The organism is Janthinobacterium sp. GW823-FHT01H08 (genome assembly GCF_058797855.1).
Map to the genome: position 1 here is coordinate 3804113 of NZ_CM179504.1, position 11818 is coordinate 3815930.

At 62.5% G+C, this 11818-nt stretch carries 9 protein-coding genes; 3 read left to right on the forward strand and 6 right to left on the reverse strand.

Annotated features, from left to right (window positions below):
- Nucleotides 1-36: 36 nt before the first annotated feature.
- Entirely contained in the window at nucleotides 37-1635 is a 1599-nt protein-coding gene (gene aceB / locus AC3RCG_RS17050) for a malate synthase A (RefSeq protein ID WP_070223472.1), read from the reverse strand.
- A gap of 216 nt (nucleotides 1636-1851) precedes the next feature.
- Between aceB and AC3RCG_RS17055 the strand changes: the two genes are divergently transcribed.
- A complete protein-coding gene (locus AC3RCG_RS17055; protein WP_070288820.1) occupies nucleotides 1852-2763 on the forward strand; it encodes a LysR family transcriptional regulator in 912 nt (303 codons plus the stop codon).
- A 541-nt stretch (nucleotides 2764-3304) separates the two neighbouring features.
- Here AC3RCG_RS17055 and AC3RCG_RS17060 read toward each other — a convergent pair.
- The 4 genes from AC3RCG_RS17060 to AC3RCG_RS17075 all read right to left on the reverse strand — a co-directional run bounded on the left by AC3RCG_RS17060 (nucleotide 3305) and on the right by AC3RCG_RS17075 (nucleotide 6661).
- Nucleotides 3305-3508 (reverse strand): cold-shock protein, encoded by a 204-nt coding sequence (locus AC3RCG_RS17060; RefSeq protein ID WP_010398811.1) that lies wholly within the window; start codon nucleotides 3506-3508, stop codon nucleotides 3305-3307.
- Between the two features lie 298 nt (nucleotides 3509-3806).
- Nucleotides 3807-4169: an Hpt domain-containing protein gene (locus AC3RCG_RS17065; RefSeq protein ID WP_492402961.1), complete on the reverse strand. Its 363-nt coding sequence runs from the start codon at nucleotides 4167-4169 to the stop codon at nucleotides 3807-3809.
- A 21-nt stretch (nucleotides 4170-4190) separates the two neighbouring features.
- Nucleotides 4191-4841 carry a uracil phosphoribosyltransferase gene (upp, locus tag AC3RCG_RS17070; protein WP_046682928.1) on the reverse strand — a complete coding sequence of 217 codons (651 nt, stop codon included), beginning with the start codon at nucleotides 4839-4841 and terminating at the stop codon, nucleotides 4191-4193.
- Between the two features lie 137 nt (nucleotides 4842-4978).
- Nucleotides 4979-6661: an isovaleryl-CoA dehydrogenase gene (locus AC3RCG_RS17075; RefSeq protein ID WP_492402958.1), complete on the reverse strand. Its 1683-nt coding sequence runs from the start codon at nucleotides 6659-6661 to the stop codon at nucleotides 4979-4981.
- Between the two features lie 397 nt (nucleotides 6662-7058).
- Here AC3RCG_RS17075 and AC3RCG_RS17080 point away from each other — a divergent pair, with 397 nt between their 5' ends.
- Together AC3RCG_RS17080 and AC3RCG_RS17085 are read left to right on the forward strand one after the other, a co-directional pair.
- Nucleotides 7059-8798 carry a putative bifunctional diguanylate cyclase/phosphodiesterase gene (locus AC3RCG_RS17080; protein WP_070224478.1) on the forward strand — a complete coding sequence of 580 codons (1740 nt, stop codon included), beginning with the start codon at nucleotides 7059-7061 and terminating at the stop codon, nucleotides 8796-8798.
- Nucleotides 8795-10291 (forward strand): HDOD domain-containing protein, encoded by a 1497-nt coding sequence (locus AC3RCG_RS17085; RefSeq protein WP_070224427.1) that lies wholly within the window; start codon nucleotides 8795-8797, stop codon nucleotides 10289-10291. The genes AC3RCG_RS17080 and AC3RCG_RS17085 overlap by 4 nt, the downstream gene beginning before the upstream one ends.
- Before the next feature lie 207 nt (nucleotides 10292-10498).
- Here AC3RCG_RS17085 and aroC read toward each other — a convergent pair whose 3' ends face one another.
- Nucleotides 10499-11593: a chorismate synthase gene (aroC, locus tag AC3RCG_RS17090; RefSeq protein ID WP_070224428.1), complete on the reverse strand. Its 1095-nt coding sequence runs from the start codon at nucleotides 11591-11593 to the stop codon at nucleotides 10499-10501.
- Nucleotides 11594-11818 lie beyond the last annotated feature (225 nt).

Genomic DNA, 11818 nt, shown 5'->3' on the forward strand with positions numbered 1-11818 from the left:
TCGCCGGGATTTTTTTATGCTGTTATTTGATCAGGATCAGATTTCCTCGTACAGCGGCAAGGTCAGGAATTCGGCGAACGATTCCGACGTCGACATTTCCTCGAAAATCTGGCCGGCGCGCACATAGGTCGGACCATTGCCGCCCGGCGCATCGCGCTGCACCTTGGCCAGCTCTTCCGGAATCATGGCGCGCACCATGTCTGCCGTCACCTTGCGGCCGTCTTCCAGCACGCCCTTGCTGGAACGAATCCACTGCCACACTTGCGAGCGGCTGATCTCGGCCGTGGCCGCGTCTTCCATCAGGTTGTGGATGGGCACACAACCGTTGCCGGCCAGCCAGCTGCCCAGGTAGTGGATGCCCACGTTGATGTTGTAACGCAAACCGGCTTCCGTAATCGGCGCTTCCGGCTGGAAGTTCAGCAAGTCCGATGCCTTGACGTCGATGTCGGGACGCTGCTTCTCGATCTGGTTCGGCTTATCGCCCAATACTTTGGTGAACTCGCCCATGGCCAGTTCCACCAGACCCGGATGGGCAACCCAGCCGCCGTCATAGCCGTCGGTGGCATCACGCGCCTTGTCGTTGCGCACGCCGCCCATGGCGATGTCGTTCTTTTCCGGATCATTCTTGATCGGGATCAAGGCCGCCATGCCGCCGATGGCCGGTGCACCGCGTTTGTGGCAGGTTTTCAGCAGCAGCAAGGCGTAGGCGCGCATGAACGGCGCCGTCATCGTGACTTTCGCGCGGTCGGCCAGGCAGAAATCCTTGTCCAGCTTGAATTTCTTGATGCACGAGAAGATGTAATCCCAGCGGCCCGCGTTCAGGCCCGAGCTGTGCTCCTTCAGTTCGTACAGGATTTCATCCATTTCGAACGCGGCCAGGATGGTTTCGATCAGCACCGTCGCCTTGATCGTGCCTTGTGGCAAGCCCAGTTCGTTTTGCGTCATGACGAAGATGTCGTTCCACAGGCGCGCTTCCAGGTGCGATTCCATCTTCGGCAGGTAGAAATACGGGCCGGCGCCGCGCGCCAGCTGCTCCTTGGCGTTATGGAACATGAACAGGGCGAAATCAAAAATGCCGCCGGAAATGCGCTTGCCGTCGACCAGCACGTGCTTTTCATCGAGGTGCCAGCCGCGCGGACGCACGACCAAGGTCGCGATCTTGTCGTTCAGCTTGTACGACTTGCCATTTTGCTCGAGCGAAATGGTCTTGCGCACGGCGTCATACATATTGATCTGGCCCGTGATCTGGTTATCCCAGTTCGGCGTGTTCGAATCCTCGAAGTCCGTCATGTAACTGTCCGCGCCGGAATTGAAGGCGTTGATGACCATCTTGCGCTCGACGGGACCGGTGATTTCCACGCGGCGGCATTCCAGCGCCTTCGGAATCGGCGCGATCTTCCAGTCGCCGTCGCGGATGTGCGCGGTTTCTGGCAGAAAATCAGGACGCTCGCCCGCGTCGAGGCGCTTGGCCCGTTCCACGCGCACGGCCAGCAACTCCTGGCGGCGCGGCTCGAATGCACGCGTCAGCTTGGCCACCAGCGCCAGCGCGGCCGGCGTCAAAATCTGTTCGTAGCCGGGGGCGATGTCACCCGTGATTTGCATGCCATCGGGAAGTGCGATCGTGTTCTGCGTCATGAAGTTCTCCGGTTTTTAGTCAATATAAGCAAAGGAAATCTGGTGATCCAAGTATAAGCGCAACAACTGCGCAGGCAAGCTGGACAGAGGCGCAAAAACACTCTGCCAGGCGGCGCGTTTGTTCTATAGTATTGCACTATAAGGCATGGAAACGAGATTAATAATCACTTCATCTATGCGTTTTTATCACAAGTGATGACATAGCGGGAGCAACACATGGGCCAGTTCAGACAAATATCGACCTTCGTGGAAGTGGTGGCCAAGGGCAGCCTGTCGGCCGCCGCGCGCGCGGAAGGCATCGCGCCGGCCATGATAGGCCGCCGTCTCGATGCACTGGAGCAGCGCCTGGGCGTCAAATTGCTGCAGCGTACGACGCGCAAGCTGGCGCTCACGAATGAAGGCGCCGCTTTCCTGGAAGATTGCCAGCGCATTCTGGGGGAACTGGAAGAGGCGGAAGCGGCCGTGGCCGAGCGCAGCGTCAAAGCCAGCGGCCATCTGCTCATTTCCGCGCCGGCCGGCTTCGGACGCCAGCACGTGGCGCCCTTGATCCCCTCTTTCGTGGCCGAGCACCGCGACGTGACGGTGTCGCTGAACCTGAACGACCGCCTCGTCGACCTGATCGGCGAAGGCATCGACGTGGCCATCCGTATCGCCAGCCTGTCCGATTCCTCGCTGGTGAGCACCAAGCTGGCGGACAACCAGCGCGTGCTCGTCGGCTCGCCCGCCTATTTGAAACGGGCGGGCACGCCGCGCATCCCGGCCGACCTGGCCAAGCACAATTGCCTGGCGATCAGCAGCGAAGGCAGTCAGCGGGGCTGGACCTTCCGCGAAAACGGCAAGAATGTGATTTTAAAGGTGGCGGGTAATATGGTGTGCAACGATGGCGAAGTGCTGCACGACTGGGCCCTGGCAGGCAAGGGCCTGGCGTGGCGCTCGATGTGGGAAGTGGGCGCGGAGATCGAATCGGGCCAGCTGGTGACGGTGCTGGACCAGTTCGCCGCGCCGGGCAATGACATTTATGCCGTCTTCGCCCAGCGCCGCCACTTGCCGCTGCGCATACGGGCATTTGTGGATTTTTTGCGGCATGCATATTCCCAACCCGACTACTGGCGCGAGCGCGCCATCTGAGGATGCCGGACCCAAGCTGCTGCGCGACGGTTTTGCCCCCCGTCGTGACGCATGAGGGAACAACTTCAGCCCCCTGATCGTGCGTAGGTCGGCCAAGGGCGGCGTAGGGCGGCTTAGCGCAGCGTAAGCCGACACCGCCAGCCCATGCACCGCCATTGTCGGCTTACGCGCAAGCGCTAAGCCGACCTACCAGCTACCCGACCTACCAGCTACCCGCCTGCCCGGCGAGGCATGCCGGCCAAAAATCACTGGGGTTCGCAATGGCTTGATTGCGCACCGCGACGTACCAGACGCAGGCCGGCATGGGTCAGCGTAGGTCGACGTAGGTCGGCTTAGCGCAGCGTAAGCCGACACCGCCAGCCCATGCACCTCCCCAGCACCGCCATTGTCGGCTTACGCGCAAGCGCTAAGCCGACCTACACGGCGACGCAAGCACGCCAAAAGAGCGCGCAGCCCGCGCAAAACCCATACCTCACGGAAATTCAGGCGAAAAAAAATCCTCGGAGACCGAGGATTTCTTTATTTCGTTTGATCCAGCGTATTAGATTGGCTGAATGTTCGAAGCTTGCTTGCCTTTAGGGCCAGCGGTCACTTCAAAAGAAACGCGTTGGTTCTCTTGCAGGGACTTGAAGCCGTTCGACTGGATAGCCGAGAAGTGAGCGAACAGATCTTCGCCGCCTTCGTCAGGGGTAATAAAGCCGAAACCCTTCGAATCATTGAACCATTTTACGATGCCAGTTGCCATTACAATTTCCTATTTCAGTTAAGTTGGGCTTGCGCCCGTTATATCGTTTGAAGCAAGAAAGAAATGACAGACAAACTGCACTACTACCTCGAATCCAACGATGCCCAATTATACCAACAAAACTGAGAAAAACCATTCTTTCGCAAAATAAACTTGCGAACACTACTTTAATAGCCAAATCCCCGTCTTGCGGCGCCCTTTACCAGCGGCATGGAGACACTATATCCTAATCTTCGACGCGGGTGCTTTGCGTTGCATCAAATGAATCATTGCAACCACATCTCTGTAGTGCTGTCTCTCACGCGGTGAAATGGGTGGTGGCCGCATCACGTCCGGCCCAGTCCAGTAGCGCCGTCACTTGCGCCCGCAAGGCGGGCCATTCCGCCACCGCTTGCGCTGGGGTATTGAGCATGGCGCGCACCAGCTGTTCGATGCGCCGGCATTCCTGGCCCAGCGCGGCAAAGCCGAAGGTGGCGGCCGAGCCGGCCACCGCGTGCAGCGCGCGGTGCAGCTCCGTCAACGGTTCCAGACGGGCGCCTTCGCTGTCGCAGCGGCCGCTTGCCTGCGCAATCGCCTGCATCAGGGCCGGCACGCTGGCCGCATACTTTTCGTTCAACGCACGCAAACGCGTGCGGAAATCCGGATCGATCAAGGTTGCCATCGCAATACTCGCCTGAATGACTTACTTGGTGCCGAAGATACGGTCGCCGGCGTCGCCCAGGCCCGGCACGATGTAGGCGTGGTCATCCAGGTGCGAGTCGAGCGCGGCGCAGAACATCTTGACGTTCGGGTGCGCGTTCTGGAACACGGTCACGCCTTCCGGTGCGGCCACCAGGGCCAGGAAGATGATCTGCTCGTCCGTCACGCCCCGTTTTTTCAGCACATCAACGGCATACACGGCCGAATTGCCGGTCGCCACCATCGGGTCGCACAGGATGAAAGTACGCTCGTTCAGGTCCGGCAGGCGCACCAGGTATTCCACGGGCATGTGCGTGGCCGGGTCGCGGTACACGCCGATATGGCCCACGCGCGCCGACGGCACCAGGTTCAGCAAGCCATCGCTCATGCCGATGCCTGCGCGCAGGATGGGCACGATGGCCAGTTTCTTGCCGGCGATGACGGGCGCATCGATGGTCACCAGCGGGGTCTTGATTTCGCGCGTGGTCAGCGGCAGATCGCGCGTGATTTCATAGCCCATCAGCAAAGTGATTTCCTTGAGCAATTCGCGAAAGGTGCGCGTCGACGTGTCGTGCTCGCGCATGTGGCTCAGTTTGTGCTGGATCAACGGGTGATCGGTAATGAACAAATTCGGGAAGCGTGGGTCTTGTTTCATATTGTTTTTCTTTCTCTACTCTCTGGCGCGGCGGCAAGCATGCACCGCAAGCGCGCTGTGTGTCGATAAAATCATGGATTGCAGCATTATCCCAGTCCGCAGCCCGCCTGTGGCCGGAATTTTCGGATTTATTGAAATCAATACTCGCGCAGCGCGCGCGCCAGGATGGCCGCGCAATCGGTGCCCGCCGGCAAGCGGCCATACGCCCCGCCCGGCGCCTGCACCAGCCTCGACTGCAGGAAAGCTTGCGCGACGAACGGTGGCGCATGGCGCAGCAGCAAGGCCGCCTGCACGGCCAGCACGATGCGCTCGGACAATTGCCGCGCGCCAAATTCATCCGTTTGCGCTCCATCCAGGTCGGCCAGCAGGCGCGCGCGGCAGGCCACAAAGGAAGCGTCATCATCGCCGGCCAGCGCCAGCTCGGCCGCCAGGGCGTCGCGCGCGGCCGGCGACTTGCCGAAGGCGCGCAAGACGTCGAGGCACATGACGTTGCCCGAGCCTTCCCAGATCGAGTTGACGGGCAATTCGCGGTACAGGCGCGCCAGCGGCGCCTCTTCCACGTAGCCCGTGCCGCCCAGCACTTCCATGGCTTCCGCGCCGAAGCCGGGCCCCCGTTTGCAGATCCAGTACTTGCCGGCCGGCGTGAGCACGCGCGCCAGCATCGCCTGCCCTGCATCGTCCTTTTCATCGAAACAGCGGGCCAGGCGCAACGCAAACGCCGTGGCCGCTTCCGACTCGAGCGCGAGGTCGGCCAGCACGTTTTGCATCAGCGGCTGCTCGGCCAGCGGCTTGCCGAACACGGCCCGTTGGCGCGCATGGTGCAGCGCCTGCGTCAAGGCGGCGCGCATGATGCCGGTGCTGCCCAGCACGCAATCGAGGCGCGTATGGCTGGCCATCTCCAGGATGGTGGGAATGCCGCGCCCCGGCTGCCCCACGAGCCAGCCGTAGGCATTGGTGAACTCCACCTCCGACGAGGCGTTCGAGCGGTTGCCCAGTTTATCTTTCAGGCGCTGCACGCGGATGGCGTTGCGGCTGCCGTCGGGCAGGTAGCGGGGCAAAAAGAAACACGACAGTCCGCCCTCGTCCGCCTGCGCCAGGATCAGATGCGCGTCGCACTGGGGCGCCGAAAAAAACCATTTGTGGCCGACGATGCGCCAGGCGCCGCCTGCCTCTGCACCGAACAGCGCTTGCGCCTCGTCCGGCGGCACGGGCACGGCGCGCGTGGTATTGCTGCGCACGTCCGAGCCGCCCTGTTTTTCCGTCATGCCCATGCCGACCAGGGCGCCCCGTTTTTGTTCCACGGGCAAGGAGCGGGGATCGTATTCGCGCGACAGGATTTTCGGCAGCCAGCGCTGCGCGATCTGCGGCAGATCCAGCGCCTGGCGCAGGGCCGGCACCGAGGCATACGTCATCGTCACGGGACACTGCGTGCCGTTTTCCACCTGCCCTACTAATAGATAGGCGGCCGCGCGCGCCACCTGGGCGCCGGGGCCGGGCGAGGCCCAGGGCGACGCGTGCGCGCCGGCGCCCACGAGGATGGCCATCAGTTCATGCCAGGCCGGATGGAACAGCACTTCGTCGATGCGCCGGCCGGCCCGGTCGAACTGCTGCAGTTCGGGCGTGTGGATATTGGCCAGACGCGCCAGCGCGTACGTCTCGGCCAGGCCCAGCTTGTCACCCAGCGCGTCGAGCTCCTGCAGCGCCGCGCCGCCGCCTTCACGCAGCAGCGCTTCGATCAGCGCCGGGTCGCAGACGAACAGGTTGACGTTTTCAAACGGCGTGGCCTGGTTGAAAACTTCATGCGTATCAAAAGCATTCATGGGGGTCTCCCGCGATTTGTTATCATGGCGCCCTTGCCTGCCGCGGGCGCGCCGTCAACACCGTCTGCCAGCCAGACTAGCGCAAAGCGCAAGGCGGGGCAAGCGCGCCAGGGGAAGCAAGCGCAGATAAATGTTTCCACGTGGAATGAAAATACCCATGTGTGTCGCGCGGCATGATTTTTTTCATGGAAGGCAGGAATATTTACAAAACCTGAAGCAATGTTGCTTTATTTCATGTAATCGAATGCTTTTCAATGATACATTTCGTGTGGATCGCGTTCCGATAGCCGCCCTTCCGGCCCCTATGGCGCGCGTCACGCACGATGCACTGTTTCCGTTGGCGCCCTGCCCTGCAGCGAGCGCCGGCACTGATAATAAAAAGGTAAAAGCCAGCACGATGTTTTCCAGTACCCCATCCGCCGCCCACCGCGAGGCCCGCCACGAGTTGGACAACCTCATGGAAGAGGCAGGCGACGTCGTGTTCCGGCTCGATACGGACGGCCTGATCCTGTTCGCCAGCAAGCGCGCGGCCACCCTGTTCGGCGCGCCCTCGGGCCTGTCCGGCCATTTGCTGCTGCCGCTGGCCACCGAAGCGTCGCGCGCGGCGCTGCAGGCGGCGCTGGAAGACGCGCTGGAAGAGCCGGGCCGCCTGGAAGTGCGCCTGCAAGCGCCGGACCAGGAAATCTGGTTCGAGCTGCGCCTGTCGTCTTATATGAACGCGGCCGGCGTGGCCGAATTGCTGGTGGTCGGGCGCGACACGTCGGCCCAGCACAACACGGAAGAACGGCTGCGCCACATGGCCACGCACGATGCGCTCACGGGTCTGCCGAACCGCCTGCTGCTGTCGGACCGCATCCGCATGGTGATCGCCCAGGCCGCCCGTTCGGGCCAGGGCTTTTCCGTCGCCACCATCGGCCTCGATGGTTTTAAAAAGGTCAACGATGGCCTGGGCCACCCCGTCGGCGACGCCGTACTGCGCCTGGCCGCCGCGCGCCTGCGCAAGACCCTGCGCGACAGCGACACCCTGGCGCGCGTGGGCGGGGACGAATTCGTCGCCGTGCTGCCTGGCAGCGCCACCGACGCCCAGATCAAGCTCGTGACGGGCCGCCTGCTGGCCACCCTGCAGGCGCCGTTCGAAGTCGATGGCCACACGATCTACGTGGGCGCCTCCGTCGGCGTATCGATCTATCCGCTGCACGCGGAGGATGAAGTGCGCCTGGTGGCGCTGGCCGATGCGGCCATGTCGCGCGCCAAGGAAACGGGCAAGGCCCGCTGCCTGGTCTACAGCCCGCGCCTGAACGGCCCGTCGGAACACGATATTTCGCTGGAAGCGGCCATGTTCCACGCCGTGCGCGAAGGCGAATTCCTGCTGTTTTACCAGCCCATCGTCGACGCGCACACGCGGCAGATCCAGGGCTTCGAAACCCTGATGCGCTGGAAGCATCCGACACTGGGCCTGGTGCCGCCCGTGCGCTTCATCCCGATTGCGGAAGCCAATGGCCTGATCAACCTGCTCGGCGCCTGGGCGTTGAAGGCGGCCTGCGTGCAGCTCAAGCAGTTCCAGGAAGTGGCCAAACGGCCGTTGTACATCTCCGTCAACATCAGCCCGCGCCAGTTCCGCAACGATAAATTCCTCGACGTGCTCGATGAAGCCATCGCGTTTTCGGGACTCTCCGGCGAACACCTGGTGCTGGAAATCACGGAAGGCACGCTGATGATCGACCCCGTGCATGCGGAAACCATCCTCGTCAAGATGACGGAGCGCCGCGCGCGCATCGCCATCGACGATTTCGGCACCGGCTACTCCTCGCTCGCGTATCTGAAGCGCTTCCCCATTTCCGTGCTGAAGATCGACCGCACCTTCATCAAGGACTTGCCCGAATCGAGCAAGGATGCGGCCATCTGCAACACCATTCTCGACCTGGCCAAGCATTTGAATTTGTCCGTCGTGGCCGAGGGCGTGGAAACCGAGGAGCAGATGCACTTCATCGAGTCGCGCGGCTGCCAGTACGTGCAAGGCTACCTGACGGGCAAGCCGATGCCGGCCCATGCCGCGCTATCGGCCTTGAGCGACAAAACCTATGCGGCGCTGGTGCCTGCGCCGTCTGCCAATGAACCGCGCGGAGGGGTGCAATGAATCCAGGTCATTTCACGGTACCGACACAGCTCGGCAAAAACACCCTGGACCTGCTGTGGGCGCGCACGCGACAGCAAGGCGACATGCCCGGCTTCGCGAAAGCCATCAGCGCCATCCTGGGCGCCATGCGCGGCGAGGATGACCACGAATTCGACATCACGCAAACGGTGCTGTCCGACCCTGTCCTCACGCACAAGGTGCTCAGGCTGGCCAACAGCGGCATGTATTCGGCCTTCGGCCAGCGCGTCAACACGGTCTCGAAGGCCGTGCTGGTGCTCGGCATCGACGCCATCGGCCACCTGGCGCTGGGCCTGAAGCTGATCGAGGAGCTGTCGCAGGCGTCGCCCGATTCCGTCAGCGCCCACGTGGAAATGGAAAAAGCCGTGCTGGCCGGGATGGTGGCGCAGCAGGTGGCCACCAGCGCCGGCAGCCTGCAGGCGGAGCAAGCCGTCGTCTGCTCCATGCTGCACACCCTGGGCCGCATGATGGTGACGTTCTACATGACGGATTTCTGGGCGCGCATGCAGGCGCATGCGGGTCCCGGCAACGAAGCTGCCGCCGCGCGCGAAATCCTCGGCCTGTCGCTGCCCGAAGTGGGCTATGCCACGGCCGCCCACTGGGGCTTGCCGCAGCACCTGATCAACGGCATGCGTCCGATGGACCCGTCGCCGGACAACTCCCCCGTCAGCGGCGCCGACTGGATGGCGGGCCTGTCGACGATGGCGGCGCGCTGCGCCGACTCGCTGTGGCATGACGATGCGGCCGGCGCGGCGCAGGTGCATGCGCTGATCGACGATTATGCGGGCACCCTGGGCATCACCGCGACCGACCTGGTGGTGGCGGTGGACAAGGCCAAGGCGATGGCGGCGGCCGACCTGTCGATCGCACCGCTGTCGAAACCGGCCGAACGGCGCGCGCGCCAGCTGGCCTCGACGCGCATGCGCGCCGAAGGCAATCGCGTGTTGATCGGCGGCCTGGCCGACCTGCGCGGCGCCATCGGCAGCGCCAGCCCGGGACAGATGGTCTCGATGGCACTCGAAACGCTGCACCAGGGCTTCGATTTTTCGCGCTCGGTGGCGTTCGTGCGCAACCACAGGGACCATTTGTATTCGGCGCGCATCAGCTTGGGCGAAGGCATGGCGGACCTGCAGGATTTGATGGTGTTTGGCGACGCGTATGAGCCGAACGTCTTCCATGCGGCCCTCAATAGCGACCGCGTGATCTTCATCGACAACGCGCGCGACCCGAAATTCGCCGCCAAGCTGCCGCAATGGTGGAAGACGACCCTGTCGGAAGCGCGCAGCTTCGTCGTGCTGCCGCTGTCGGCCAACGGCCACCCCACGGGATTTTTATATGGCGACTGGGACGACAGCTTCCCGCCGATCCAATTGAATCAGACGGAATTCAACCTGATCAACGATATCCGGGCGTTGCTGGTGCAGTCGGTGGAGATGCGCCATCAATTGGAATTGGTGGCGAACAAGGTGGCATGAGAACACCTGACCAAACCTACTGCGCGTCGGTATAGGCGGCCTGCGATGCTCACCGTACCAGAGTACGGTTGCGCTTCTCAGCCACCTCTCCCTTCCGCTCGCTACGGTTTTGTCAGGTGTCGCAAGCGTCGTTGTTAAACGAGAAAACGACCATCCAGATCGTAGGTCGGATCAGGGCCGCAGGCCCGTCATCCGACAACATCCAATTTACTTCAGCTTCGGCGTATTCACGCTGACATCGCCGCATTGCGCGCGGTGCATCAGGGCGTGGTCGATCAGCACCAGCGCCAGCATGGCTTCGGCGATCGGCGTGGCGCGGATGCCCACGCAGGGGTCGTGGCGGCCGAACGTTTCCACCATCACGGGATTGCCCTCTTTATCGATCGAGCGGCGCGGCGTGCGGATCGACGACGTCGGCTTGATGGCGATCGACACGCTGATGTCCTGCCCCGTCGAAATGCCGCCCAGCACGCCGCCCGCGTTATTGCCGATAAAGCCTTCCGGCGTCAGTTCGTCGCCGTGCTCGGAACCCTTTTGCGCCACCGAATCGAAGCCGGCGCCGATTTCCACGCCCTTGACGGCATTGATGCCCATCATGGCATAGGCGATGTCGGCGTCGAGCTTGTCGTAGATGGGCTGGCCCAGACCGACCGGCACGTTTTGCGCGATCACGTCGATGCGAGCACCGATGGAATCGCCGTCGCGGCGCAGCTGGTCCATCGCCGCTTCCATACGCGCGATCAGATCCGCGTCGCCGCTGGCGGCAAAGAACGGGTTCGCATGCACATGCTCCCACGACTGGAACGGCACGGGAATATCGCCCAGCTGGCTCATGCAGCCCTTGAACGTGGTGCCGTACTGCTGCAGCAGCCATTTCTTGGCGATGGCCGCCGCGCCCACGACGGGCGCCGTCAGGCGCGCCGACGAGCGCCCGCCGCCGCGCGGATCGCGCACGCCGTATTTATGCCAGTAGGTGTAGTCGGCGTGGCCGGGGCGGAAGCTTTCCGCGATATTGCCGTAATCCTTGCTGCGCTGGTCTTCATTGCGGATCAGCAGCGCGATGGGCGTACCCGTCGTCACGCCCTGGTACACGCCGGAGAGGATTTCCACGGTATCCGATTCCTGGCGCTGCGTCACGTGGCGCGAAGTGCCCGGCTTGCGGCGGTCCAGCTCGGGCTGGATATCGGCTTCCGACAGGATCAGGCCCGGCGGACAGCCATCGATCACGCAGCCGATGGCCGGACCGTGCGATTCGCCGAAAGTGGTAACAGTAAACAGCTTGCCAAAAGAATTGCCGGACATAATAGGAAGTGTGAGGACTGAAAAACTCAATTCTACCAGCCTGCGGGGCACGCCATGCCGCTAATGCCAGGCCACTGCCCGATATTTACCCGCCACCAGCCCTACCGCCGCGCCTTTCGCCCCGCCCCTAACCGCCATTTTAAAATCCCGCGTTATTTTTTCGCATAAAAAATACCAAATAAGCGTCGCAATCATGCAATGCAAGAAATATTGCCCTACAGAATA

Excerpts from the sequence above, each read along its gene's own strand:
- aroC (WP_070224428.1), bottom strand. The coding sequence starts at position 11,593 with ATGTCCGGCAATTCTTTTGGCAAGCTGTTTACTGTTACCACTTTCGGC.
- AC3RCG_RS17060 (WP_010398811.1), bottom strand. The coding sequence starts at position 3,508 with ATGGCAACTGGCATCGTAAAATGGTTCAATGATTCGAAGGGTTTCGGC.
- aceB (WP_070223472.1), bottom strand. The coding sequence starts at position 1,635 with ATGACGCAGAACACGATCGCACTTCCCGATGGCATGCAAATCACGGGT.
- AC3RCG_RS17075 (WP_492402958.1), bottom strand. The coding sequence starts at position 6,661 with ATGAATGCTTTTGATACGCATGAAGTTTTCAACCAGGCCACGCCGTTT.
- upp (WP_046682928.1), bottom strand. The coding sequence starts at position 4,841 with ATGAAACAAGACCCACGCTTCCCGAATTTGTTCATTACCGATCACCCG.
- AC3RCG_RS17080 (WP_070224478.1), top strand. The coding sequence starts at position 7,059 with ATGTTTTCCAGTACCCCATCCGCCGCCCACCGCGAGGCCCGCCACGAG.
- AC3RCG_RS17065 (WP_492402961.1), bottom strand. The coding sequence starts at position 4,169 with ATGGCAACCTTGATCGATCCGGATTTCCGCACGCGTTTGCGTGCGTTG.
- AC3RCG_RS17055 (WP_070288820.1), top strand. The coding sequence starts at position 1,852 with ATGGGCCAGTTCAGACAAATATCGACCTTCGTGGAAGTGGTGGCCAAG.
- AC3RCG_RS17085 (WP_070224427.1), top strand. The coding sequence starts at position 8,795 with ATGAATCCAGGTCATTTCACGGTACCGACACAGCTCGGCAAAAACACC.